This window comes from Nocardioides sp. Kera G14 (assembly GCF_020715565.1).
In the GTDB taxonomy this organism is placed as follows: Bacteria; Actinomycetota; Actinomycetes; order Propionibacteriales; family Nocardioidaceae; genus Nocardioides.
Window position 1 is genome coordinate 3,410,687 of record NZ_CP085839.1, and the last position, 25,533, is coordinate 3,436,219.

Here is a 25,533-nt window from a genome sequence, read left to right on the forward strand (position 1 = left end):
CATGCGCACCGATGGTCTGCGCTCGCCCGAGTGGCTTCTGGCCCAATGCGAGAAGCGGCTCCGGACGTGCTGGGCCGAGGTGGTCTGCGGGCGCGCCATGTGGAGCCCGCGCTTTGATCTCGGCACCTCGCAGTTCACCGGCGTTCGGCTGCGGGCGGTGTGGTCCGGCCTCCATCTCGACACGCTGGAGTGGCGGGACTGGGTGAGTGCTGCGGGCGCCGGCGTCGAGCTGGTGCCGCGCACCGTCTCCTACGCACGAGGTATGGATCAGGAGATCCCGGCTGCGGTGACCGTCGCCGACATCGAGGTCGCCGCCCGCCTGCTCGGCGCGGCGTGGGTTGATCGCCTCGCGCGGACCGCTCGCCGCAGGGCGACCGTCGCCGCGGCCTTTCCGGAGCTGGACGACGTCGCCGGACTGTTGCGGGCGGTGGACGGATCCAGCGACGTCGACTTCGAGATCACCTGCCGCGCCGCAGCCTGGTTCGCCGCGCCCCATCCGGCCGGCCTCACCGCGCGACAGGTACCGGTGGAGGGCATGGGATCGAAGTGGCTGGACGAGCACGCCGGCGTCGTACGACGTCTTGCCGGTCTCGACGACCTCGGTCTGCTCCCCGGCCGGCCGTCGCGGGTGCACGTCACCTATCTCGATCCCGCCCACCTCGCGAGGGGCGGCCGGCGTCATGACGTCGCGACCGTGGGGGACGTCGACACGGTCGCCTACCGGCCGCGCATCGTGCTGATCTGCGAGAACCGCGATACCGCTCAACAGTTCCCACCCCTCGCCGGTGTGATCGCGATTGAGGGCGACGGTCGGGGCGCCCGCGCCGTCGCCTCGCTTGAGTGGGTGCATGCGGCGGAGCACCGCTTCTACTGGGGTGACATGGACGCCGACGGGCTGGAGATACTGCACGGCTTCCGCGTCGCGGGCCTGGCCGTCGAGTCACTGTTCATGGACGTGCCGACCTACGAACTCTGGGAGAAGTATGGCGTCGACCGCGACCACGGTGGGCGGCCGCTGGGGCCGCGGACACCCCGGGAGGTCAGCCTGCTGACGCCCTCGGAGCGGGAGCTCTACTTGCTGCTCTGCAGCCCGGACTGGCGTCGACACCGGCGGATCGAGCAGGAGCGGATCCCGCTGGACGTCGCCCGGTTGGCCCTTTCTGAGAAGGTGAAGCCATGACCGACTTGTTGCGGCCACTCGCCGCCCCGCTCCGGGCCTCGCTGACGTTCGTTTCGTCACGGGTGGCCTCGTGACCGAGCCGATCCGTCTCGCCGCCGTCGATGACATCCCGACCGACACCGGCCTCCTGGTCGACTCCTCGGTCAGCGGCACGAGCGATGACCTCGCCCTCTTCCGCGACGGAGACGAGGTCTTCGCCCTCGACGACACGTGCACGCACTCGCTCGCGTCACTCGCCGAGGGGTTCGTCTCCGACGGCAAGGTCGAGTGCCCGCTCCACGCCGCCGAGTTCTGCCTCCGCGACGGCAAGGCCCTCAGCCTGCCGGCCACCATCGACGTCGCCACCCACAAGGTCGAGGTCCGCGACGGTGAGGTCTTCCTCGTCGAGGACTGATCAGCCGATCACCACGACGAGGTCACCGGCGTCGACGGAGGCGGTGCCGCTCACGGCGAGGCGCTTGACCGTACCGGAGATGGGGGCGGTGATGGCGGCCTCCATCTTCATCGCCTCGATCGTGGCGACCGAGTCGCCGGCCGAGACTCGGTCGCCCTCGGAGACCGAGACGGTGACGGCACCCTGGAACGGCGCCGCGACCTGACCTGGGACCGAGGGGTTGGCCTTCTCCGCAGCCGCGGTGGTCGGCACGACCGAGCGGTCCCGGACCGGGATGGCGCGCATCTGGCCGTTGATCGTGCAGTGCACGCTGCGGATGCCGCGCTCGTCGGGCTCGCCGATCGCCTCGAGGCCGAAGTAGACCTGCTTGCCCTCCTCGAGCGTGACGACGTGCTCCTCGCCGACCCGTAGGCCGTAGAGGTAGTCCAGCGTCGAAAGCAGCGACACGTTGCCCCACGTCGCCCTTGACTCGAGGTACTCCTTCGTCGGTCCGGGAAAGAGGAGCCGGTTGAGGGTCCCTCGACGGTCCTCGGCGAGCGCCTTCTCATCAGCTGCAGAGAGCTCGGCCTGAGGCTCCTTCCACGTCCGTCCCTCGATCGCCTTCGAGCGGAACGGCTCGGGCCAGCCTCCGGGCGGGTCGCCGAGCTCGCCGTGGAGGAACCCGATGACCGACTCCGGCACGTCGTACGCCGACGGGGCGGCCGCAAACTCCGCCGGATCGGCTCCCGCCGCAACCAACGAGAGCGCCAGGTCGCCGATCACCTTCGAGGACGGCGTGACCTTGGGGACCCGGCCGAGGATGTCGTTGGCGGCGGCGTACATGTCCTCGATCTGCTCGAACTTCTCGCCGAGGCCGAGCGCGATCGCCTGCTGGCGCAGGTTGGAGAGTTGGCCTCCGGGGATCTCGTGGCGGTAGACGCGGCCGGTCGGTGCGGGCAGACCGGACTCGAACGGCGCATAGACGCGACGAGTCGCCTCCCAGTAGGGCTCGAGAGCGTTCACCCCCGCGAGCGACAGCCCCGTCGGACGCTCCGAGAAGTCGGTGGCGGCAACGAGAGCTGAGAGCGCGGGCTGCGACGTCGTGCCCGCGACTGCGGCGCAGGCGGCATCGACCGCGTCCACACCTGCCTCGATCGCCGCGGTCAGCGTCGCCAGTTGACCACCCGGGGTGTCGTGCGTGTGCAGGTGCACCGGCAGGTCGAACTCCGACCGGAGCGCCGTGACGAGCCGACGCGCGGCCGGAGCGCGCAGCAGCCCGGCCATGTCCTTGATCGCCAGGACGTGCGCGCCGGCCTCGACGATCTCGGCGGCGAGCCGCAGGTAGTAGTCGAGCGTGTAGAGCAACTCGCTCGGCGAGGAGAGGTCGCCGGTGTAGCAGAGCGCGACCTCTGCGACGGCGGTGCCGGTGGCGCGCACGGCGTCGATCGCGGGTCGCATCTGGGAGACGTCGTTGAGGGCGTCGAAGATCCGGAAGACGTCGATCCCGGTCGCGGCAGCCTCCTCGACGAAGGCGTCGGTGACAGCGACCGGATAGGGCGTGTAGCCCACGGTGTTCCGCCCGCGCAGCAGCATCTGCAGGTTGATGTTCGGCACCACCTCGCGCAGCTGGGCCAGCCGGTCCCACGGGTCCTCACCGAGGAAGCGCAGCGCGACGTCGTACGTCGCCCCGCCCCAGGCCTCGAGCGACCACAGCTCCGGGGTGAGTCGTGCCACGTGTCCGGCGACGCCGACGAGGTCGCGGGTGCGGACGCGGGTGGCGAGCAGGGACTGGTGCGCGTCACGGAAGGTCGTGTCGGTGACGGCGACGTTGCTCTGCGCCCGCAGCGCGGCGGCAAAGCCCTCAGGACCGAGCTCGAGCAGTTGCTGCCGCGTCCCCGAGGGCGGCGCGAGATCAAGGTCGAGCGCAGGAAGCTTCTCCCGCGGGTCGAGGGTGACCGGCGCCTCGCCGTAGGGCTTGTTGACGGTGACGTCGGCGAGCCAGGTGAGCAGCTTCGTCCCACGGTCGCCGCTGGAGCGTGCCGTGAGGAGCTGCGGGTGGGTCTCGATGAACGACGTCGTGACGCGACCCGAGGCGAAGTCGGGATCGGCGAGCAGGGCCTGGAGGAACGCGATGTTCGTGGCCACGCCACGGATGCGGAACTCGGCGACGGCCCGTCGGGCACGACGTACAGCGTCCTCGAAGGTCCGACCACGGCAGGTGAGCTTCGACAGCATCGAGTCGAAGTGCGCCGAGACCTCCGCGCCGGTGTAGGTGGTGCCGCCGTCGACGCGCACCCCCGCGCCGCCCGGGGAGCGGTAGGTGGTGATGACGCCCGTGTCGGGCCGGAAGTTGTTGGCCGGGTCCTCGGTCGTGATCCGGCACTGCAGCGCGGCACCTCGCAGCACGATCGCGTCCTGGGAGAGCCCGAGGTCGGCCAGCGTCTCTCCCGAGGCGATCCGCAGCTGCGCCTGGACGAGGTCGACGTCGGTGACCTCCTCGGTGACCGTGTGCTCGACCTGGATGCGGGGGTTCATCTCGATGAAGACGTAGTTCCCCGCAGGGTCGAGCAGGAACTCGACGGTGCCGGCACACGAGTAGCCGATCGACTGCGCGAACCGCACCGCGTCGGCGCACATCCGGTCCCGCAGCTCCGTCGGGAGGTGCGGGGCGGGCGCGATCTCGACGACCTTCTGGTGACGGCGCTGCACCGAGCAGTCACGTTCATACAGGTGGATGACGTTCCCGACCTGGTCGGCGAGGATCTGCACCTCGATGTGGCGCGGCTCGATCACCGCCTGCTCGATGAAGACCGTCCCGTCGCCGAACGCCGCTTCGGCCTCGCGCATGCAGGTCTCGATCGCCGCGCGGAGCTCGGCCCCCTCCTCGCCAGCGGAGTCGACCCGTCGCATGCCGCGCCCACCGCCACCGGCGACGGCCTTGACGAAGAGCGGGTAGGGGATCGCTGCCGTCTCCACCTCGGCCAGGAGCACGTCGACGTCGTCGGACGGGTCCACCGACTTGAGCGTCGGGACGCCGGCGGCCTTGGCCGCGGCGATCGCGCGCGCCTTGTTGCCCGTCAGCTCGAGGACCTCGACCGACGGCCCGACGAACGTCACGCCGGCGGCGGCACACGCCTCGGCCAGCGCGGGGTTCTCGGACAGGAACCCGTAGCCCGGATAGACCGCATCAGCCCCCGAGGAGACCGCGACCTCGACGATCGCCTCCGGATCGAGATAGGCCCGGACCGGGTGGCCCAGCTCCCCGATCTCGTAGGCCTCGTCGGCCTTCAGCCGGTGCTCGGAGCCGCGATCCTCATAGGGGAAGACCGCGACGGTGCGTGCCCCAAGCTCGAAGGCGGCGCGGAAGGCACGGACGGCGATCTCGCCACGGTTGGCCACGAGCACTTTGGAGAACATGGAGGAATAGTTCCCTCACGAGGTGCGACTCAACCAGCCTCGGGTTCCGGTGGCCGGAACTTTCAGAACGTACGCCGACGGCCCAGCGCTCAGGCGGTGACGGCCGTCATCACGCCGAAGCCCGCGATGTATTCGCGGATCGGCCGGTAGTACGTCGACTCGACGGAGTACGGGCCGGAGGAACTGAGCGCGGCGAAGGCGGCGACCCACGTGCGAACCTCATGCGCCGAGTTGCCGGCGGCCGCTGCCATCTCGGCAGGGACCATCGCGTCGATGGGGGAGAGGTCGCCCGAAGCGAGCACGTCCATGAAAGCCTTGTCCCACTCAGGATTGAGGTCCTGGATCGTGGCGGTGCCGGCGGCAAAGGCCCGGCCGGTGTCGATCACCCGCTGCTGTCGCGCGTCGCGCGCGGCGGCGGTGGGGTGCCGGCCGTTGAGCAGCAGGGCGCGCTGTTCCTCGGTCGCGGTGGCCCACTGGGGCACGGGCGGGTCGTGGGAGAGGCCGCCGGAGCCGATCAGGAGCACGCGCTCGTCGGTGAGGGTGGCGAGGAAGGAGCCGATCGCCTCACCGAGGCGGCGGACCCGCGACATCTTCACGAACGGCGTGGCGACGCTGTTGACGAAGACGGGGATGGTCGGCACGGTGTCGATACCGTCGAAGAGGATCTCGAGGGGCTGGATCGCGCCGTGGTCGACTTCCATCTTCCGTGAGATCGCGACGTCGAGATCGCGGTCGGCGACCCACTGCGCGAGCTGCTCGGAGACGGCGGTCGGGACGTCGAGTGGCCCCTCGGCGGTGCCGTAGTCGCCGACGCCGAGCGCCTCGTATCCGATGCAGAACGGCGGCATGATGTCGTAGAAGAAGCCGTTGTAGTGGTCGGGTGCGAAGGAGACGACCAGCGTCGGGTCGAACTCCTCGACGAAGGCGCGGGCGGTCGCGAACGCCCCGTCGACCTCCGCCTTCACGTCAGCCGCCGGGTCGTTGTACTCCAGCAGCGGGGAGTGCGACATCGTCACGAGTGCCAGGGTCATGCGAGGGAACCTGCCTTCTTGATTGCGGCCAGCGCCTGGGAGACCTGCTGGTTGAAGCAGGCGGCGCCGACGAAGTGGTCGGGACGGAGGATGACGGCACCGCAGGCGCGGGCGTCGAACCAGCGCTTGAGCGCGCCTGAGGTGTCGCCGACGACGGTGACGGGCGCCGGGCTGTCGGCGTACTGCTTCTCGGCCCACTGCCGCTGGGTCTCCGGGATGAAGGAGAAGAGCCGGACGTCGTGCTTGGCGCAGAACTCGAGGTCGTCGGCCGTGAGGTACGTCGTCGGGTTGGTGCCCCACGTTGCGAGGGCCCACCAGTCGCCGGTGACAAGGTCGAGCAGCTTGTCCGTCACCTCGGAGGTGTTGACCCTCGGCTGGATGAACTGCAAGCCCACGGGGGAGGCAGAGCCGGGGGAGTCGACGTAGGGCAGCAGCGAGGAGCCCTTGCCGCTTTTGAAGGTCGCCTCGGCCTTTCCGGGTGTGAGGGTGACCTGGTCGACGACCACGCCGGCGGCGTACCGCGGCATCGGCTTGAACCGGAGCTCGGTGAAGTAGGACTTCCACGTCGGCACGAGGTTGAGGGCGGACGCAGCCCGGTCGCGGACCCACCCGCCGAAGGGCTTCATCTTCATGACGGTGCCGGCGGCCATGTTGACGTCGATCATGTCGGCCGCATGCTTGTGCCGCTCGACGGTGTAGGTGTCGAGCAGTGCGTCATCGGCCTTCCCCGACAGGACGGAGGTGAGCTTCCAGGCCAGGTTCGTCGCGTCGCGCATGCCGGAGTTCCAGCCCTGACCGAGCCAGACCGGCATCAGGTGGGCGGCGTCGCCGGCAAGGAACACGTTGCCCTGGCGGAAGGTCGTGGCGATCCGGCCGTGGTGGGTGAAGGTGCGCTGGTTGATGATCGTGAGGTTGGCCGGGTCGGGCACGAACTTCGCCAGCAGCCCGTTCATGAAGTCGCGGTCGTCGACGAGTGCGGTGTCCTCGTCGTCGTGGAGCATGAACTCGAAGCGGCGCACGCCCTGGGGGAGACCGATCGATACGTAGGGGCGCTTCGGGTCGGCGCCGAGGTAGACGTTGGGCGCGCCGATCGGGTCGTTCTCGATGTCGACGACGACCCAGCGGGTGGAGGGAGACTTTCCCTCGAACTCGATCCCCAGGCGCTTGCGGGTCGGCGACGAGCCGCCCTCGCAGCCGACGACGTACCGCGCGGTGACGGTCGTCGTCCCACTCACCGTCCCGTCGGCCTCGAGCACCTCTGCCGTGACCGCTACGTGCGTCTCGTGGTCGACGAGGTCGATGACGCGGTGGTTGAAGCGCAGCTCGGCCTGGGCGAAGCGGTCCAGGCCTCGTGCGAGCTCGGCGTCGACGACCGGCTGGTTGAAGCCGTGCTTGCGCGGATAGCCGAACTCGGTCGTCTGGGGGTCGTTCGTCGCCAGGACCTGGCCCTGTCCGTTGACCAACCGGGCGACGTGGTGCGGCACGGTGAACTGCTCGACCGCATCCCAGAGGTCCGCGGCGACCAGGGTTCGGATCGACTCGTCGTCCAGGCCGACGGCACGCGGATAGGCGATCAGCTCAGAGCGCGCTTCGAGGACCGTCACGCGGTGGCCGCGGACGGCGACGAGGTTGGCGAGTGTGAGGCCGACCGGGCCAGCCCCGATGAGGAGGACGTCGGTATCGAGGTTCGTTGTCATCGCGGCAGTCCTCAGTTGTTCGCGAGGAAGTCGATCACGAGCCGGTTGAACTCGTCGGCGTGCTCGATCATCGCCCAGTGGCCGCACTGGTTGAGCAGCACGAGCCGCGAGTTCTTGATGTGCGCGTTGAGCCACAGCGAGGTCTCGAAGTGGAGCACGCGGTCGTCGCGGCCGTGGATCAGCAGGGTCGGCACGGCGATGTTCGGGATCAGTGAGCGATCGACCTTGAACGGGATCGGGGCACCGTCGGGAAGGCCCTCGACGTAGTTCTGGAGGTGGTCGGGGCGGGCCGAGGCCGCCTCCGAGCGCGCCGCCGTCAGCTCGGGCGTGGCGAAGCGGGCCTTGTCGAAGGTCATGATCTCGACGAGCGCCTTCATGTTCTCCGGGCTCGGATCCTTGTAGGCCCGCACCAGCACCTTCAGCCCCTCGCTCGGGCCGTCCTGCGGGCCGAAGAGGCTGGAGGGGAAGCCCTTGCCGAGGCTTGCGCCCATGGTGACGAGGTGTGTGATTCGCTCGGGGTGGAGGGTGGCGAACCGGACGGCGGTGTGGGCGCCCATCGAGTTGCCGACGAGGGCCACCTTCTCGAGGCCCACGGCGTCGAGGAAGTCCACAAGGTCGACGTCGTGGTCCATCTCGGTGGTTTTCACGGCGGCGGAGTCACCCCAGCCGGGCATGTCGGGCGCCAGGACGTGGAAGCCGGCCTCCGCGATCGCCGCGAGGTTGCCGGAGAAGTTCGACCAGCCGGTGGCGCCGGGACCCGAGCCGTGGAGCAGCACGACGGGCGTGGCCGTGGGATCGCCGACCTCGTAGTAGCGGATCTGCTTGTTCGAGCGCAACGTGAGGTCCCGCGCGGCTGCATCCTTCGTGGGGGTCATGGAGGCTCCTTTGACGCACGAGAGCGTTATTTGCACGTTCTCAGTCGATAGTTACACGATGTGACGCAGGCCATATCACCACCCGGAGGCGGTGGTGTCAAGGCGGGCGAGGGACGGTTCAGCCGAGGCTGGCGGCGAGCCGCTTGGCGGCGTCGATGAGCGCCGCCGGGGCCTCGGCCGCGATCTCCGCGCGGTGGGTGATCAGGTTGAGACAGGCCGCAGGGACACCGGCGATCTGCGGAAGGGCAACTGCGACGCCGTACGCCCCGGGCTCCACCTCGCCGAAGGTCTGGGCGTAGCCCTGTTCGCGGGCTTCGGCGACCCGGGCGCTCTCCCCGGGCCGCGGCGGCATGCCGGCGAGGAGGGCCACGCCCCCGGCGGCGACGCCGAGCGGGTGGCGGCCACCGGTCTGGAAGGCGAGGTGGTACTGCGAGCGGGCCGGCGAGACGACCGAGAGGCCGACCGCCTCGTCGCCCTCGGCTACGAGCAGCGTGACGGTGGCGCCGAGCCTCTCGGCGAGCTCGCGCAGGATGGGCTCGGCCGCAACCCGCAACGTGGTGTGGATCCCTGAGGCGAGCGCGGCAAGGCCGCTGCCGACGCGGTAGCGCCCGTCGGCGCCGCGGACCACGAGCTTGAAGTCGGCGAGGGTCGCAAGCAGCCGCGAGGCGATCGAGCGGTGCACGCCGAGCTGGTCAGCGATGTCCTGGATGGCGACGCCGTCGGGCGCCTGCGCGACCAGCTCGAGCGAACTCAGTCCCCGCGCCAGGGTCTGCGTGCCGGGGACGGATCGTGTCTCGCTCATGACGACGCAGCGTAGGGGTCGTCAACCCGACTCCGGGACGAAGGCCAGGGGTCAGGGGTCGGACGCGAAGTCTTGACAATTGCTGTGACCGCCATCACGATCGTCGTTATCTGCATCACAATGTGCATTATCTACACGATCGGTGATGTGGTCCGACCAAGGGGAGAGCGGGGAATGCTCGAGTTCAACGACGTGCGAATCACCTACGGGGCCGGGGTGATCGCCGCCGACGGGATTTCGCTGGCCGTCGGCGACGGCCGAGCCGCGACGATCATCGGAGGCAACGGCGCCGGCAAATCGACGCTGCTGCGGGCCGCCTCAGGCATCCTGCGCGCTGCCGGCGGCCGGATCGCGTCGGGCCGGATCACCTGGGACGCCGCGCGGATCGACAGCCGCCGTGCCTCAGCGATCGTCCGTGAGGGCATCGCTCATGTGCCCGAAGGACGCCGGGTCTTCGGCGGCCTCACCGTCGAGGAGAACCTTGAGGCGGCCGGACTCGTGCTGCGTGACCGGCCCGAGCGCCGCCGCCTCGTGGCCGAGTCCTACGAGCGCTTTCCGGTCCTCGGCGAGCGCCGCACCCAGCCGGCCGGGCTCCTCTCCGGCGGCGAGCAGCAGATGCTTGCCATCTGCCGCGGTCTGATGAGCAAGCCCCGCCTGCTGATCCTCGACGAGCCGACGCTCGGCCTCGCACCGCTCATCGTCACGCAGATCGCCGAGTCCGTGAAGGAGATCCACGCGACCGGCACCGCGGTGCTCCTCGTCGAGCAGAACGCGGCCGTCGCGCTCGGCGCCGTCGAGCACGCCTACGTCCTCGAGAGCGGCCGGGTCGTGCTTGAGGGGCCGGCCGCCGAGCTCGCCGAGAGCGACGACGTACGCAAGCTCTACCTCGGCGCCGACTTGCACGAGACCGCCGAGCCGGTTCCCGGCAGCGTCGCCGCCGCACAGCGTCCAGCGCTCGCGAGATGGTCCGCGTGAGCGCGCTTCCCCTCGTGGTCGACCGCGTCACCCTCCGGTTCGGCGGGGTCAAGGCCCTCAGCGACGTCTCGTTCACGGTCGAGGCCGGCACGGTCCATGCAGTGATCGGCCCCAACGGCGCCGGCAAGTCGTCGACTTTCAACGTCATCTCCGGGCTCTACCGCGCGACCTCCGGCTCGGTGAGGTACGGCGACCACGTGCTGTCGACGCAGCGGCCCAATGCCATCGCCCGCCTCGGCATCGGCCGGACCTTCCAGAACATCGCGCTCACGGCATCGGACACCGTGCTCGAGAACCTTATGGTTGCGCGCTACCGGCTCACGACCACGGGTTACTTCTCTTCGGCGCTCGGCCTGCCGAAGGCGCGCCGCGAGGAGCGGCTGCATCGCGCCCGGGTCGTCGAGATCGCCGAGTTCGTCGGCATCGGGCCCTTGCTCGCGCGGCCGGCCGGCACCCTGTCGTACGGCCAGCGGAAGAAGGTGGAGCTGGCCCGGGCGCTCGCGACCGAGCCCGACCTGCTCCTGCTCGACGAGCCGGCCGCCGGCCTTCCGACCCACGAGAAGGCCGAGATGGCAGAGCTGGTCAAGGCGATCAACACGGGGCTCGACGCTTCGATCCTCATCGTCGAGCACGACATGCCTCTCGTCATGGGCGTCGCGCACCACATCAGCGTCCTCGACTTCGGTCGGCTCATCGCCGACGGCACCCCCGCGGAGATCCAGAACGACCCCGCGGTCATCGCGGCCTACCTCGGAAAGGAGGCCTGAAATGCAGCTCTTCGCACAACAGCTCCTGCTCGGCGTCTCGCTCGGCGCGGTCTACGCCCTCATCGCGCTGGGAATCGTCACGATCTTCCAGGGCACGAAGGTCTTCAACCTCGCCCAGGGCACCGTGATGCTGCTGGGTATCTACGTCGCCGCGAAGGGTGCGCCGCACGTCGGTTTCTTGCTCGCCGTCGTCGTCGGTCTCGTTGTCGGCGCTGTCGCCGCCGTCGTGATCTGGCTGCTCACTCTGGCCGCCCGGGGAAGCAGCCATCTGACGATGACGATCCTCACGATGGGCGTGCAGGTGATCCTCATCAGCGAGCTCACCCGGCGGATCGGCTCTGACTTCCTGACCACGCGCGACCCGTGGGGCGACCGCGTCTGGCACCTCGGCGGCGTGGGGATTCCCGAGGCCCGCGGCTGGGCGATCATCGTCACGCTCGTCCTCGTCGGCATCTTCTTCTGGGCCTTCCGGGCGACCCCTTGGGGCGCGGCCATGCGGGCCGCCTCGGCCGACCCTGTGACCGCGGAGCTGCTCGGCATCAGCGAGCGCCGGGTCGCCTCGGCCGCTTGGGTGATCGGTGGGGCACTCGCCGTCGTGGCCGGTGTCTTTCTCGCCGCCTCGCCCAACCCAGGGCTCGACTACACCTCCCACCTCGCGGCGTTCAGCGCCATCCCGGCGGTCGTCATCGGCGGCCTCGACTCCTCCGAGGGTGCCGTTCTCGGCGGCCTCATCGTCGGCCTCGTCCAGGGGCTCGTCACCGGCTACGAGAGCCACTACGCGTTCCTCGGCTCCGACATCGGCTCGGTGACGCCCTACATCCTCATGGTCGTCGTGCTCCTCGTGAAGCCCTACGGTCTCTTCGGCTCCAAGGAGGTCGCCCGTGTCTGAGCGCACGAGCCTCACTGCGTTCCGCTTCGCGAAGCCGGTCGCGGCCGTTGTCGTGATCGTCGTCATGGCCGCGATCCCGCTCTACTTCGACCAGTCCTGGACGATCATCGGGATCTTCTCGATGGCGGCGGCCGTCGCCGCGATCGGCCTCACCGTGCTGAGCGGGTCGGCCGGTCAGCTCTCATTGGCCCACGCCGCGTTCATGGCGGTCGGCGCCTACGCCTACGCCTTCCTTTCGGGCCCCACAGGCGGCAAGGGCTACACCGGCGTCGGCCTGTCGCCGCTGCTCGCCGCCGTACTCGCCGTGATTGTCGCGGGCCTCGCGGGCCTCGCATTCTCGCCGGTCGCCGCGCGACTGCGCGGCTTCTACCTCGGCGTGTGCACGATCGGCCTGGTGTTCCTCGCCCAGTGGGTCATGCAGGACGCCACGAAGTTCACCGGCGGCGTCAACGGCCGCTCGGTCGAGCCGCTCACGGTCGGCGGCTTCGAGCTCAGCGGGTCGAACCCCCGCCACTCCCTTACCGTGCTCGGCGTGCCCTTCGGCGGCACCGAGCGGCTGTGGTACGTCTCGCTGCTGCTCCTCGTCCTCACCATCGTGGCCGCCGCCCGCATCCTGCGCTCGCGCCCCGGCCGCGCGCTCAAACTGGTGCGCGACAACGAGGCCGCAGCGGCCGCGATGGGCATCAGCGTCCAGCACGCCAAGGCCACCGCGTTCATCCTGTCCTCGGCCTTCGCCGGCCTCGGTGGGGTCCTGTTCGCCCTCGCGTCGAACTTCATCGGCTCGGGCAACTTCGACCTCGTCGTCTCGATGTCCTACCTCGCGATGGTGGTCATCGGTGGCCTGGGCTCGGTGGGCGGCGCGGTCTTCGGCGCCGCGTTCGTCACCTCACTGCCGTTGCTGCTCAACAAGTTCAGTGACCAACTGCCGTTCCTCGCCTCGCCCGGCTCGAACGGCTACACCCCGGGCGTCGTCGCCCAGATCGTCTATGGCGTCGTCGTCGTGGCGGTCATCATCGGCCGCCCGGACGGCGTGGCCAGCTTCTTCCGTGCACGTTCCCGCGTCGCGGTCTAATCCCCAACAAGAAGAGGTAGCAATGAAGCACACCCTCCGAATCGCCGCAGCCTCGATGGCGGTCGTCGGCCTCGCGTCGCTCTCGGCGTGTGGCACCCGCGCGTCGGACTCGGACTCGGGCTCCGCGTCCGGCTCCGGCGCTGACTCGGTCAAGACGGACTTCGGCGTCACGAAGGACACGATCACCCTCGGCGTGCTGAGCGACTTCAGCGTCGTCTACGGCCCACTGGCCAAGACGGTGTACGCCGGCAACCAGATCTGGGCCGACCAGGTCAACAAGTCAGGCGGGATCTGTGGGCGCCAGATCAAGCTCGTCGCCCAGGACCAGAAGATGGACACCCAGCTGGCCAACACCGAGTACGCCTCGATGAAGAGCAACGTTCTGGGCATCGTCCAGCTGCTCGGCTCGCCCGTCATCTCGTCGCTGCTGCCGCAGATCGAGGCCGACCACATGCCGGTGATGGCCAACGGCTGGAGCCGCGGTTATCTCGGCACGCCCGAGGTCGCCGTCGCGGGCACGCCCTACGACCTCGACGAGATCAACGGCCTGCAGTACCTCGTCGGCCAGGGCAAGCTCACGTCCGGCGACACGATCGGCCAGATCTACATGGCCGGCGACTTCGGCGAGAACGCCGCCGCCGGCGCAGAGTACGCCGCGAGCCAGCTCGGCCTGAAGTACGTCGGGAAGAAGGTCGCCTCGACGGCCACCGACATCAGCGCCGAGATGGCTGCCCTCAAGGCAGCCCACGTCAAGGCGATCCTCGTCTCCACCGGCCCCAAGCAGACCGCGATGGTGGCAACCCAGGCGCCGAGCCTCGGCCTCGGCGAGCTGCCGGTGCTGGTCAACGCGCCGTCGTACGACCCGTCGCTCCTCTCCAGCCCGGCCGCCGACGAGGTCATGAAGAACCTCCTCGTCGTCACCTCACTGCGCCCGTTCGTGGGTGACACCGACGTGCAGAAGACGGTCGACTCGGCCTTTGCGGGTGTCGCCGAGGGCAGCTCCCCGACCCAGCACGCCCTCATCGGCTACGCCAACGGTCAGGTCCTTGGCGAGGCGATCAAGGCCGCCTGCGCCGACGGCGACCTGACCCGCCAATCGGTCACCGAGCACCTGCGCAAGCTCAGCGGCGTCGACACGGAGGTCACCCCCACGCTCGACCTCACCGACCCGAGCAAGCCGGCCTCCACGCAGAGCCTGATCCTCAAGCCCTCCAAGGAGGACGGCGGCCTTGAGCAGGTCAAGGACTTCTTCGCCTCCGACCTCCAGCAGGGTTACAAGCCCTGATCCCTCCACGGCTGGTGGCCACGGCACGCGACGCGCGTGCCGTGGCCACCGTCATTTCCGGCCCGGCGGCGTCCGCTGCTGCTTGGCGCCCATGACGGTCGGGGCGTAGTCAGCGCCGTCGACGGCCCAGGGTGGAGGCAAGCGCCGTCGCCGCTGCCCGCACGGCCGTCTCATGCGCTTCGGGCCGGAACCGCCCGACCGGCCCCGTGACCGAGATCGCCGCCAGAGGAGTCCGCCCGTCGGTCTCGAAGACCGGGGCGGCGACGCAGAGCAGTCCGGGGGTGGATTCCTCGCGCTCGTAGGAGACGCCGGTCTCGACGATCCGGGTGAGCTGCCGACGGAGCACGCCCGGCGCGACGATCGTGCGCGGCGTACGCCTCTCCAGGGGGCCGGCGAGCACGTCGGCCTGCAGCTCGGGGTCGGCGTGGGCGAGCAGCACCTTGCCGATCGCCGTGCAGTGCATGGGCATCCGACCACCGGTCCGTGAGGGCGTCTTCGCCTGACGGTGGCCGCCGATCTTGGCGACGTAGACGACCTCGGTGCCCTCCCGGATGCCGAGATGGACGGTCTCGTGGGTGCGCTCGTAGAGGTCCTGGAGGAAGGGCATCGCCAGCTCGAGCAGCGTCCGCTCGGAGGAGGCCCGCAGGCCGAGCTCGAAGAGACCGCCCGAGAGCCGGTAACCGCGGTCGGTCCGGTCGAGCAGTCGGTGTTCGACGAGGTCACCGGCGACGCGGTGGACGGTGCCCTTGGGCAGGCCGGTGCGCCGGACGAGCTCGGCGAGCGGCAGCACCCGGTCATCGGCGGTGAAGGCGCGCAGGAGGGCGACCGCCTTGCCGAGCACCGTGTCCAGGGCGCCGGTCGAGTCCAGGGTCACGAGAAACAGCGTACCGCTCAGTGGAACGCTCGCGTGGCCCACGCCACAGAGCGAGGCGCACAGTGGTGCCATGACCAACGACACCGCGACCACTGCGACCGGCGTCAGCGCCGACGTCATCGCCACGGCCGCTGAGCGACTCCGCACCGCTGCCGAGACCGGCGTGGCCACCGGCCCCGTGCGCGACCTGATCGGCCGTGACGACATCCAGGCGGCGTACGCCGTCCAGAACCTCAACCTCGAGCTCGCGGTCGCCACCGGCCGGGTGGTGGTCGGTCGCAAGATCGGCCTCACCTCCGAGGCGGTGCAGAAGCAGATCGGCGTCGACACCCCCGACTTCGGCTGGCTCACCGACGACATGGCCTTCACCGACGGCGACACCATCCCGTTCGCCAAGGTGCTCCAGCCCAAGGCCGAGGCCGAGGTCGCGTTCGTGCTGAGGGCCGACCTCGCCGACGGCGAGCTGGACTACGACCAGGTGAAGGGCGCGATCGACTACGGCGTGGCCGCCATCGAGGTCTGCGGCAGCCGCGTCGCCGACTGGGACATCAGCTTCGGCGACACCGTCGCCGACAACGCCTCATCCGGCGTCTACGTCCTCGGCACCGAGCGGAAGACGCTCGAGGAGTTCACCCCCGTCGACGTCTCCATGTCCATGGAGATCGACGGAGTCCAGGTCTCGACCGGCAGCGGCGCTGCCTGCCTCGGCGACCCGGTCAACGCGGTCGCCTGGCTCGCCCGCTACGCCCGCGACTTCGGCGAGCCGCTCCGGGCAGGGCAGGTGCTCCTCTCCGGCGCCCTCGGTCCGATGGCCCCCATCACCCCCGGCGCCCGCGTGGACGTCACCATCTCCGGCCTGGGCACCGTCTCGGCCGTCTTCAGCGAATAACGCAGGTAAGGAAACCCCATGACTGACAGTGGAAAGACCAAGGTCGCCATCATCGGGTCGGGCAACATCGGCACCGACCTGATGATCAAGGTGATGCGCACCAGCCAGAACCTCGAGATGGGAGCCATGGTCGGCATCGACCCCGAGTCCGACGGCCTCGCCCGCGCCGCCCGCTTCGGCTTCGCGACGACCCACGAGGGCGTCGACGGCCTGATCAACCTCCCGAACTTCGACGAGATCGAGATCGTCTTCGACGCCACCAGCGCCGGCGCACACAAGGCCAACGCCGCCAAGCTCCAGCCGCTCGGCAAGATCATGATCGACCTGACGCCTGCGGCCATCGGCCCGTACGTCATCCCGGCGGTCAACATCGACGACCACCTGGATGCGCAGAACGTCAACATGGTCACGTGCGGCGGCCAGGCCACCATCCCGATCGTCGCCGCGATCAGCCGTGTCGTCCCGGTCGAGTACGCCGAGATCGTCGCCTCCATCGCCTCGAAGTCCGCCGGCCCCGGCACCCGCGCCAACATCGACGAGTTCACCGAGACCACGAGCTCGGCCATCGTCGAGGTCGGCGGCGCCAAGCGCGGCAAGGCGATCATCATCCTCAACCCGGCCGAGCCGCCGCTGATCATGCGCGACACCGTCTTCGCGCTGGTCACCGCGCCTGACGAGGACACGCAGGCCCAGATCCGTGCGAGCGTCGACAAGATGGTCGCCGACGTGTCGGCGTACGTCCCCGGCTACCGGCTCAAGCAGCAGGTCCAGATCTTCCCGATCCCGGAGGACCAGCCGGTTGAAACTCTTCTGGCCGACGGCTCTGCGTCGTCCGGGCGCCCCACCCACCAGGTGTCGGTCTTCCTCGAGGTCGAGGGCGCCGCGCACTACCTCCCGGCGTACGCCGGCAACCTCGACATCATGACCTCGGCCGGCCTGCAGGTCGCCGAGCGCATCGCAGCAAAGAACGCAACCGAGAAGGCAGGCCTCTGATGTCCACCCCGATCTTCGTCCAGGACGTCACCCTCCGCGACGGCATGCACGCCGTCCGTCACCGCATCACGCCCGGGGACGTGAAGCGCATCGTCGCCGCCCTCGACGACGCCGGTGTCGACGCGATCGAGGTCGCGCACGGTGACGGCCTCGCCGGCGGCTCGGTCAACTACGGCCCCGGCTCCAACACCGACTGGGAGTGGATCGAGGCGGCGGCGAGCGTCATCAAGACCGCACGCCTCACCACGCTCCTCCTTCCCGGTGTCGGCACCATCCACGAGCTCAAGCATGCCTACGACCTCGGCGTCCGCAGCGTCCGCATCGCGACGCACTGCACCGAGGCCGACGTGTCGGCGCAGCACATCCAGGCCGCGCGGGAGCTCGGCATGGACGTCTCCGGCTTCCTGATGCTCAGCCACATGAACGAGCCCGAGAAGCTCGCGCAGCAGGCGAAGCTGATGGAGTCCTACGGCGCCCACTGTGTCTACGTCACCGACTCCGGCGGCCGCCTCACGATGAACGACGTCGCCGCCCGCGTGCGGGCCTACCGCGAGGTCCTCGACCCGCAGACCGAGATCGGCATCCACGCCCACGAGAACCTCTCGCTCTCGGTGGCCAACTCCGTCGTCGCCGTCGAGAACGGCGTCTACCGTGTCGACGCCTCGCTCGCGGGTCACGGTGCCGGTGCGGGCAACTGCCCGATCGAGCCGTTCATCGCCGTCGCCAACCTCAGCGACTTCAAGCACGGCTGCGACCTCTTCAAGCTGCAGGACGCCGCCGACGACATCGTCCGCCCGCTCCAGGACCGTCCCGTCCGGGTCGACCGCGAAACCCTCACGCTCGGCTACGGCGGTGTCTACTCGAGCTTCCTGCGTCACGCCGAGCGTGCCTCGGAGCAGTACGGCGTCGACGTACGCGACATCCTCATGGAGTGTGGCCGTCGCCGCCTCGTCGGTGGCCAGGAGGACATGATCATCGACATCGCCCTCAACATCATCGCCGAGCGCGAGGCCTCCGAGCCCCAGCCGGCCTGAACACTCCGCGTAACGCGGTCCACGGGCGCAACCCCATTAGGGTTGCGCCCGTGGGCGTCGTGGGGTCACTCGATCGGGGGCAGAGGCGGTTCCCGCCCGTGGGCTTTCCGCTCGGCGTGATCTACAAGTTCTTCGACGACCAGGGCAACTACCTCGCGGCGGTCGTCACCTACTACGCCTTCATCGCGATCTTCCCGCTGATGCTGCTCGGCACCTCGATCCTCGGCTTCTTCCTGCAGGGCAACCCTGAGCTGCAGAAGGAGCTGCTCAATTCGGCGCTCTCGCAGTTCCCGATCATCGGCGACCAGCTCGGCCGGCCCGAGTCGATCCAGGGCTCCACGGGCGGTGTGGTCGCGGGTTCGCTCGCCGCGGTCTACGGCGCGATGGGCCTGGGTCAGGCCATCCAGAACACGCTCAACACGGCGTGGTCGGTGCCCCGTAACAGCCGACCGAACCCCTTCCTCCTCCGACTGCGGAGCCTGATCTTCCTGGCGACCGCGGGCCTCGCCGTCGTGGCGATCTCGGTGTTCTCGACGATCGGCGCCAACACCCAGGTCTTCGGTGACCAGATCGACAGCGGACTGCGCTGGCTGATCGTCATCGCCACGACGCTGCTGGTCGGCACGATGCTGACGATCCTCTTCCGCCTCGGCACCGCCCGCGACCACCCGCTCCGCAGCGCCGCGCCCGGTGCCTTCACCATGGCTGTGCTCTGGCAGATGCTGCAGTGGGGCGGCGCCTTCTACGTCAACAACGTCATCAAGAGCGCCTCGGGCATGAACCAGACGTTCGCGACGGTTCTCGGGCTGATCGGCTTCATCTACATCGCGGCCGTCATGGGCGTGCTGTCGATCGAGGTCAACGTCGTGATCGTCCGGCACCTGTGGCCGCGCGCGCTGCTGACGCCCTTCACCGACGCGGTGGACCTCACCGATGCCGACCGACGGGCCTACGCGTCGTACGCCCTGATGAACCGGCACAAGGGATTCCAGACCGTCGCGGTGAGCTTCGACGGCCGCGACGGCGACACCCACGAGATCGTGATGGACCCAAGTTGGGCGCGGAAGCCCGGTCGTCGCCGTCGGGCCGAGCGCGCCGACCCGTTCATCGTCGGTCCCGAGGGCACCCGCGCACTCCCGCGGCTCCGGCCACCGAGCTCGCCGCCTCCGGTCGGGCCGCACGAGCAGCCGCAGGTCGACGACGACGAGTTCTGAGGCGCGTCAGGCGGGTTCAGGCGGCGAGGGTGAGGTCGGTGTCGTAGGCCACGACGAGGTGGTGGCGTGGTCGTACGTCGGGCTCTGGCTGTGTTCGCAGGGGCGGTGGGTCACTGTGCTGGTTGCCGATGACCTGTTTGGCCCAGTTGCATTGGCGGCAGTAGCCCTGGGCATTGGCTGCTGAGGTCTGACCGCCTGAGGCCCAGTCGGTGATGTGGTCGATGTGGCCGATCCTTGCGCCGCAGCCGGGTGTGCGGCAGAGCTGGTCGCGGAGTCGGATGAACTGGGCCAGGGCTTGGGGGAAGAGACGCGTCTTGGACTCCATCCCGACGAGCTCACCGGTCTCGGGGGCGGTGAAGAGGCGACGGAGCTCGACCTTCTGCACATCGAGGACCGCGGTCTGGATCAGTCGCTTCGCCAGCGCGGTGGGGATCGGCTCGTGTCCGGCGAGCAGGGCGGGCTGGGTGTGGTCGTTGTCGAGGAGGGCTTCGGCGGTCATGAGGAGGTTGATCGTGACGGGGTGGGCCGGCTGCTCGAGGGCGACCGTCTCCGCTCCGCTGCCGGCGCCGGTGAGGCGGGCGACGAGGGTGTCGACCATGACCTGGCTCCGGGTGGCGTCGACCCCGAGCGCGATCGCGGTGTCCGCAGCAGCACCAAGACTGTCCTTGACAGCCGCGAGCTGCTCGATGGGCATGAGTGCTTTGAGCCACCCCATCCCGTCGCCCCGGTCGGTGGGGATGGCGGTGATGTGTCGGTTCTCGACAGCCTTGTCCCGTCGACGCACGACGGCCTCCTCGTCGAGGGCGAGCGCGATGGTCTGGGCGCGGTGGGCGATCTTCCGGGTGCCCAGCTCCTTCAACCCCGGTGTGGCGGCGAACCGTTGGTCGAACGCCGAGACGTCGTGGCCTTCGAGGATCGCAGCCTCGTGGGCGACCACGAGGGCTTGGTGCTCGGAGAAATCCCCGGCACAGAACGACTGAAAGGTCTGTGGCAGGGACCGGAGTTGCTTCGCCAGGGCGACGACAGTGCGGCCGCGGGCCGGGGAGATCCGACGGGACCGAGCCACCAGCTCAGCGACACCTTTGCCCTGCCGTGAGGCCGGGACACCCTGCACGGCGGCCCGCTCACGCAGGAGGCGGTCGACCTGGAGGGCGAGGCGGGCCTGTCGGGCTTCGATCTGGTGCTTCAACGTTTCAAGCTCACCGAGCTCGGCGCAGATGCTGTCCAGGTCGCCGTCGATCGGGCCGGCGATGGACATCACGAAGCCGCGGATGTCGTCCGTGGTGGGGGTGTCTGCCATCGCTTCTCCCGAGGTCGGCGTGGTTGCTAGTGATTTCGCCGATCCTATCAGCAAGACCAAGAAGGCGCAAGTACCCGATCGCCCCAGTCGTGAAAGAAGCTGCTGGGCGCATCTCCGGGCAGCCATCTGCGGAGCCCAGCGCGTCTGAGGCAGCATGACCACCATGGCCGGGGCCGCGCAGGGCGCTGGACGCGAGGGGAGCGTCGACTTCGACGCCAGGAGTGGGCGCTCGTGGAGCGGGCAGAGTCCGAATCCGACGGGAGCGACAACTCCTTCACGACCACGCTGCCGGCCAGCGACGTTCCCATGCTCGTGGGCTGGTCGGCGACCGCCACACCACGAGCATCGCCGTGGCGACAACAGAAGGCCCGCTCGGCAGTGACTTCGAGAACGGCACCGAAGGCGCACAGTCGAACTTCGCCGGGTGGTCATGCCGCACGACGCTCCTGAGACCGTGACCGTCATGGCGAAGGGCAAAGGTAGCCGTGTCACGATCTTGACCTACCGTCTCGACCGGTGACCGACGCCTCACCACATCGACCCCTCCCGGGAGGTAGAGTTGATCGCTCGTCGGTGACCCTTCCGGCGTGAGGATGTGGGGACGAGAGAGCCGTCTTGAACGACCAGGACAACACCAACACCGACGTTGCGGCACGCGAGGTGGCGACCGAGCAGGCCTTCGTCGACCGGGTCTACGTGCAGCTCGAGACCTCGGCTCGCAACGCCCAGGAGATCGCCAAGGAGGGCCACGCCCGCGGCGGCCTCGGCCACGAGGGTGGCCTCGTCGAGCGCGACGCGATGCTCTTCCAGGCGGCCAAGCGGATCGCCCAGCTCGATGCCGCTCACGAAGGGCTCGTCTTCGGCCGTCTCGACCTCGACAAGGAGCTCGACGACCAGCCGCGCTACATCGGCCGGATCGGCCTGCGTGACGACAACCGCGACTCCCTGCTGATCGACTGGCGTGCCCCCGCCGCCGCCGTCTTCTACCAGGCCACCGCGGCCGAGCCCCACGGCGTCGTACGCCGACGGGTGCTCCGCTCGAAGGGGCGCGACGTCATCGGCGTCGAGGACGAGCTCCTCGATGCCGAGGCCTACGTCGGGCGCGAGGAGGAGCTCCCGATCATGGGTGAGGGCGCCCTGATCGCCCAGCTCTCCCGCGCCCGCGACCGCACCATGCACTCCATCGTCGCGACCATCCAGGCCGAGCAGGACAAGGCGATCCGCGCACCTGGCAAGGGCGTCGTCTCGATCTCCGGCGGTCCCGGCGTCGGCAAGACCGTCGTCGCGCTGCACCGCGCCGCCTACCTGCTCTACACCGACCGCCGTCGCTACGAGTCCGGCGGCGTCCTGATCGTCGGCCCGTCCGGCGTCTTCATGAACTACATCGCCCGCGTGCTTCCCTCCCTCGGCGAGACCGCCGTGGCGCTCCGCAGCCTCGGCGAGGTCGTCGACGGGATCAAGGCGTCCCGCCACGACGACCCGTCCGTGGCCGCGGTGAAGGGTGCGGCCCGGATGGCGGAGGTCCTGCGACGAACCGCCCGTCAGGCCGTGCCGGGTGCGCCGCGCGAGTTCCGGATCTTCTACCGCGACGACGTACTCACCCTCGACGCGCGCCGGCTCAGCGAGCTGCGCCGTCAGCTGATGGGTCAGGGCCGCCGCAACCGGCAGCTACCGCGCGTCGCACAGACTCTCCTCGACGCGCTCTGGCGGCAGGTCCGCTCCGAGCGTGGCCGTGAGCGCGGGCGCGAGGCGTTCGAGGACGACCTGGTCGGCGACGACCGCTTCCTGGACTTCGCCAACGCCTGGTGGCCGCCGCTCGACGCGGTGACCGTGCTCGGCTGGCTGCGCGAGCCCGACTTCCTCACCCGGGTCTCCGACGGCGTGCTGTCGGCCGAGGACCAGCGGCTGCTGCTCAAGTCGTGGGGCGACGGCGCGTCGCTCAGCGTGCAGGACGTCCCGCTGCTCGACGAGCTGCGTTACTCGCTCGGCGACGTGCCCGAGCGGCCGGAGGACGAGCGCGACATCGACCCCGAGCTGGGCATCAACGTGCAGGAGCTCCTCACCGCGTCCGACCGGGACTTCTCGACGACGCGTGCGTGGAAGGCACCGACCAACCGGATCGAGGACGATCCCTACGCCCACGTCCTGATCGACGAGGCGCAGGACCTCACGCCGATGCAGTGGCGCATGGTCGGCCGCCGGGGCCGGACGGCGTCGTGGACGATCGTCGGCGACCCGGCGCAGTCCTCGTGGCCGGTTCCCGCCGAGGCCGAGGCCGCACGGGCCGAGGCGCTGGAGGGCAAGGAGATCCACTCCTTCCACCTCGACACGAACTACCGCAACAGCTCGGAGATCTACGAGTTCGCCGCCGCCTACGCCCAGCGCGTGGGCCTCGACGCCGATCTCCCGACCGCCGTTCGCTCGACCGGTGTCGCTCCCCGTGTGCTCGAGGAGGTGGCCGATCTCGAGGCCGCCACGCGGGCCGAGGTCGTGCGGCTTGCCGGCGAGGTCGCAGGCACGGTCGGCATCGTCGTGCCGGTCGCGCGTCGCTCGGAGGTCAACAACTGGCTGGCCTCCTGGCCCGAGCTGGCTCCGGATGCGCCGAGTGCCCGTGCGTCGGCTGCGGATGCCTCGGCGACGCCGTCGGGTGACGACCGGGTGGTCGTGCTGACCGGCCTCGACACCAAGGGCCTCGAGTTCGATGCCATCGTCGTCGTACGCCCACAGGAGATCGAGGACGAGTCCGCCACCGGTCGCGCGACGCTCTACGTCGTCCTCACCCGTGCGACGCAGCTGCTGACGACCATCAGCTGATCCAACGCGTGATTGTGACCTGAGCGAAACGCTCTCGGCGTACGGTGACGCGCATGACGACGCGACGGGTGACCCTTGCGGACGTCGCGAAGGCGGCGGGAGTCTCCCGCTCGACGGCCTCCGAGGCGCTCTCGGGACGCGGACGGATGGCGGAGCAGACGCGTGCCGGCGTACGGGAGGCGGCGGCGCAGCTGGGCTATCGCCCCAACGCGCTGGCGCGCGGGCTGCGCACCGGACGCACCTACTCCATCGGGCTGCATCAGCTCGCCGGGGCGGACTCGTTCGCCACGCAGTACGTGAGGGACTTCGTCGGCGGCGTGATGCTCGTGGCGAAGGAGCGCGACTACGACCTGATGTTCCTCTCGGCCCATCCCGACAAGCCGCGCCCCAGCCAGCCGCAGGTCGACGGCATCCTCATCGCCGACCCGATCGCCGATGACATCCGTGCCCGCGAGCTGCTCGACTCCGGCGTCCCGATCGTCGCCGCCGAGCAGTTCCCCGAGGGCATGGCCAGCGCGCCGGTGATCCGGATCGACCACGTGGCGGTGCTCCACCGGCTCCTGGACCACTGCTTCACGACGGGCGTGCGGCGCCCGCTGCTCGTCGTGCCCGACGCCAACTCCGGTTGGGGCGCGATCGTCCGGAGTGCGTACGTCGACTGGTGTCTCTCCCACGACATCGAGCCTGTCCACGTGCCGATCGCCTTCCTCACCGGCTTCGAGGAGGACGAGCGCGAGCTCATGTCCCAGCTCATGACGGTCCGCCCCGACGCCGATCTCGTGATCGTGCCGACCGAGCACGCTGCGCTCGCCGTGGTGTCCTCCCTGCGGGAGCGGGGCGTCGCCCTCGGCAGCGACGTCCAGGTCGCCTGCCTGATCGAAGCCGAGCTGCTCTCGCACCTGTCGACCGCGGTCACCGCGATCGATCTCAACCCCCGCGAGCTCGGCGCCGCCTGCGCGAGTGCTCTCATCGACCACCTCGAGGCCGGCGCCCCTCTTCCCGACCTCACCCTGATCGACGGCGGCCTGCACCTCCGCGCCTCCACGGCAGGGTTGTGAGTGTCTCGCCACGCTCTGGCGTGGCTGGGCGTTCACAACCCCGGAGGCTCCTCGACGGCCAGACCGGCGACGGCGGCGAGGACGAGGACACAGCCGACGATGCCGAGGGCGGTGAGGCGCTCGTCGAGCACGAGCGCGGCGAGGAACGCGGCGGTGACAGGCTCGAGCAGGCTCGCGAGCGTGGCGATGGCCGCCGGCACGGTGCGCAGGCCGGCGTAGAGCGCCAGATAGGCCAGCCCCATCGTCGCGACACCGAGATAGAGCAGCCACGCGGCCACACCCGCCGACGTGGGCCAGACCGGACTGTCGCCGAGTCCGACGAGGAGCAGGGGCGCGAGCACGACCGCCCCGGCGAGCGTCGATCCGGTCGCCAGCACGGTCGGTCTGACGCCGCCGGCGATCCTCTGCCCGACCGCCGTTGTGATGGCGTACGTCGTCCCCGACACGATCGACAGCACGACACCCAGCACGGGGTGCGGCCCAGCTGAGTCGCTACCGGTCAGACACACGAGCGCGAGGCCAGCCAGGGCGACGACGAGCGTGACGAGCATCGGGCGCGACGGGAGCGCCCGTCGGCGTACGGACTCGAGGGAGGCGAGCAGGACAGGCGCGATGCCGAGCGACACCATCGTGGAGACGGCGACGCCGACCTGCGTGACGGCGACGAAGTAGAGCGCCTGATAGGCGCCGGTCGAGCCACCGACGACCCAGACCGCGACGGGATGCCGACGCCACAGCTCACGGAGATCGCCGAGCGTTCGACCCAGCGCCAGCACGACCAGCATCGCCACCGTGCCGATCAGCATCCGCTCCGACGACAGCACCAAAGGCGAGATGGGGTCGTCACGTCGGATGAGCTGCACGACCAGCCCGCCGGTGCCCCACAGGACCCCGGCGAGGGCGACCTGCAGGAGTCCGATCCGCACGGGCGGTGACTCTAGTGGCGGCCGGCCGACACAGCGCTGGTAAAAATTTTGGCACTCGGGGATCACCC

At 69.7% G+C, this 25,533-nt stretch carries 21 protein-coding genes; 13 read left to right on the forward strand and 8 right to left on the reverse strand.

Translation table 11 applies throughout. The annotated features are described in order from the left end of the window. The first annotated feature begins 1 nt into the window (after position 1). Both LH076_RS16645 and LH076_RS16650 read left to right on the forward strand, forming a co-directional pair. Positions 2-1,180: a DUF3322 and DUF2220 domain-containing protein gene (locus tag LH076_RS16645; RefSeq protein ID WP_227781873.1), complete on the forward strand. Its 1,179-nt coding sequence runs from the start codon at positions 2-4 to the stop codon at positions 1,178-1,180. 70 nt (positions 1,181-1,250) lie between these two features. Then, positions 1,251-1,574: a non-heme iron oxygenase ferredoxin subunit gene (locus LH076_RS16650; RefSeq protein ID WP_227781874.1), complete on the forward strand. Its 324-nt coding sequence runs from the start codon at positions 1,251-1,253 to the stop codon at positions 1,572-1,574. On the opposite strand, the gene LH076_RS16655 is transcribed toward LH076_RS16650, so the two are convergent. From LH076_RS16655 to LH076_RS16675, 5 genes are all read right to left on the reverse strand, one after another. Next, entirely contained in the window at positions 1,575-4,970 is a 3,396-nt protein-coding gene (locus LH076_RS16655) for a pyruvate carboxylase (protein ID WP_227781875.1), read from the reverse strand. Between the two features lie 89 nt (positions 4,971-5,059). Continuing rightward, entirely contained in the window at positions 5,060-6,001 is a 942-nt protein-coding gene (locus LH076_RS16660) for a 3-carboxyethylcatechol 2,3-dioxygenase (protein ID WP_227781876.1), read from the reverse strand. Then, positions 5,998-7,698, reverse strand: a complete 1,701-nt coding sequence (locus tag LH076_RS16665) for a bifunctional 3-(3-hydroxy-phenyl)propionate/3-hydroxycinnamic acid hydroxylase (protein ID WP_227781877.1) — start codon at positions 7,696-7,698, stop codon at positions 5,998-6,000. Before LH076_RS16665 ends, LH076_RS16660 begins: the two co-directional genes overlap by 4 nt. Positions 7,699-7,709: 11 nt before the next feature. Next, positions 7,710-8,573 carry an alpha/beta fold hydrolase gene (locus tag LH076_RS16670; RefSeq protein ID WP_227781878.1) on the reverse strand — a complete coding sequence of 288 codons (864 nt, stop codon included), beginning with the start codon at positions 8,571-8,573 and terminating at the stop codon, positions 7,710-7,712. A gap of 118 nt (positions 8,574-8,691) precedes the next feature. After that, positions 8,692-9,375, reverse strand: coding sequence for an IclR family transcriptional regulator (locus tag LH076_RS16675; RefSeq protein ID WP_227781879.1), 684 nt, complete (start codon positions 9,373-9,375; stop codon positions 8,692-8,694). Between the two features lie 174 nt (positions 9,376-9,549). Here LH076_RS16675 and LH076_RS16680 point away from each other — a divergent pair, with 174 nt between their 5' ends. The 5 genes from LH076_RS16680 to LH076_RS16700 are packed head-to-tail and all read left to right on the forward strand — an operon-like array spanning position 9,550 to position 14,363. Continuing rightward, on the forward strand, positions 9,550-10,350 hold the full coding sequence (locus tag LH076_RS16680; RefSeq protein ID WP_227781880.1) for an ABC transporter ATP-binding protein: 801 nt from the start codon (positions 9,550-9,552) through the stop codon (positions 10,348-10,350). Continuing rightward, entirely contained in the window at positions 10,347-11,117 is a 771-nt protein-coding gene (locus LH076_RS16685) for an ABC transporter ATP-binding protein (RefSeq protein ID WP_227781881.1), read from the forward strand. Before LH076_RS16680 ends, LH076_RS16685 begins: the two co-directional genes overlap by 4 nt. Position 11,118: 1 nt before the next feature. Continuing rightward, positions 11,119-12,006, forward strand: a complete 888-nt coding sequence (locus tag LH076_RS16690; protein ID WP_227781882.1) for a branched-chain amino acid ABC transporter permease — start codon at positions 11,119-11,121, stop codon at positions 12,004-12,006. Further along, positions 11,999-13,078, forward strand: a complete 1,080-nt coding sequence (locus LH076_RS16695; RefSeq protein WP_227781883.1) for a branched-chain amino acid ABC transporter permease — start codon at positions 11,999-12,001, stop codon at positions 13,076-13,078. The genes LH076_RS16690 and LH076_RS16695 overlap by 8 nt, the downstream gene beginning before the upstream one ends. 22 nt (positions 13,079-13,100) lie before the next feature. Continuing rightward, the gene (locus LH076_RS16700) at positions 13,101-14,363 is read left to right on the forward strand and encodes an ABC transporter substrate-binding protein (RefSeq protein ID WP_227781884.1); all 1,263 of its coding nucleotides are present in this window, start codon (positions 13,101-13,103) and stop codon (positions 14,361-14,363) included. Positions 14,364-14,472: 109 nt separating this feature from the next. On the opposite strand, the gene LH076_RS16705 is transcribed toward LH076_RS16700, so the two are convergent. After that, complete coding sequence (locus tag LH076_RS16705) at positions 14,473-15,237, reverse strand: IclR family transcriptional regulator (RefSeq protein ID WP_227781885.1); 765 nt, start codon at positions 15,235-15,237, stop codon at positions 14,473-14,475. A gap of 70 nt (positions 15,238-15,307) precedes the next feature. On the opposite strand from LH076_RS16705, the gene LH076_RS16710 reads away from it, so the two are divergent. From LH076_RS16710 to LH076_RS16725, 4 genes are read left to right on the forward strand one after another with little or no spacing between them, the layout of a single operon-like run. Next, on the forward strand, positions 15,308-16,126 hold the full coding sequence (locus tag LH076_RS16710; RefSeq protein WP_227781886.1) for a 2-keto-4-pentenoate hydratase: 819 nt from the start codon (positions 15,308-15,310) through the stop codon (positions 16,124-16,126). Between the two features lie 18 nt (positions 16,127-16,144). Further along, entirely contained in the window at positions 16,145-17,119 is a 975-nt protein-coding gene (locus tag LH076_RS16715; protein ID WP_227781887.1) for an acetaldehyde dehydrogenase (acetylating), read from the forward strand. Then, positions 17,119-18,153, forward strand: coding sequence for a 4-hydroxy-2-oxovalerate aldolase (dmpG, locus tag LH076_RS16720; RefSeq protein ID WP_227781888.1), 1,035 nt, complete (start codon positions 17,119-17,121; stop codon positions 18,151-18,153). The genes LH076_RS16715 and dmpG overlap by 1 nt, the downstream gene beginning before the upstream one ends. A gap of 50 nt (positions 18,154-18,203) precedes the next feature. After that, positions 18,204-19,367, forward strand: coding sequence for a YihY/virulence factor BrkB family protein (locus LH076_RS16725; RefSeq protein ID WP_227781889.1), 1,164 nt, complete (start codon positions 18,204-18,206; stop codon positions 19,365-19,367). Positions 19,368-19,383: 16 nt separating this feature from the next. Here LH076_RS16725 and LH076_RS16730 read toward each other — a convergent pair whose 3' ends face one another. Next, positions 19,384-20,667: an HNH endonuclease gene (locus LH076_RS16730; protein WP_227781890.1), complete on the reverse strand. Its 1,284-nt coding sequence runs from the start codon at positions 20,665-20,667 to the stop codon at positions 19,384-19,386. Between the two features lie 615 nt (positions 20,668-21,282). Between LH076_RS16730 and LH076_RS16735 the strand changes: the two genes are divergently transcribed. Both LH076_RS16735 and LH076_RS16740 read left to right on the forward strand, forming a co-directional pair. Next, complete coding sequence (locus LH076_RS16735; protein WP_227781891.1) at positions 21,283-23,481, forward strand: HelD family protein; 2,199 nt, start codon at positions 21,283-21,285, stop codon at positions 23,479-23,481. Between the two features lie 53 nt (positions 23,482-23,534). After that, positions 23,535-24,539, forward strand: coding sequence for a LacI family DNA-binding transcriptional regulator (locus LH076_RS16740; protein ID WP_227781892.1), 1,005 nt, complete (start codon positions 23,535-23,537; stop codon positions 24,537-24,539). A 32-nt stretch (positions 24,540-24,571) separates the two neighbouring features. Here the strand turns inward: LH076_RS16740 and LH076_RS16745 are convergent, their stop codons facing one another. After that, entirely contained in the window at positions 24,572-25,465 is an 894-nt protein-coding gene (locus tag LH076_RS16745; protein WP_227781893.1) for a DMT family transporter, read from the reverse strand. Positions 25,466-25,533: the final 68 nt, after the last annotated feature.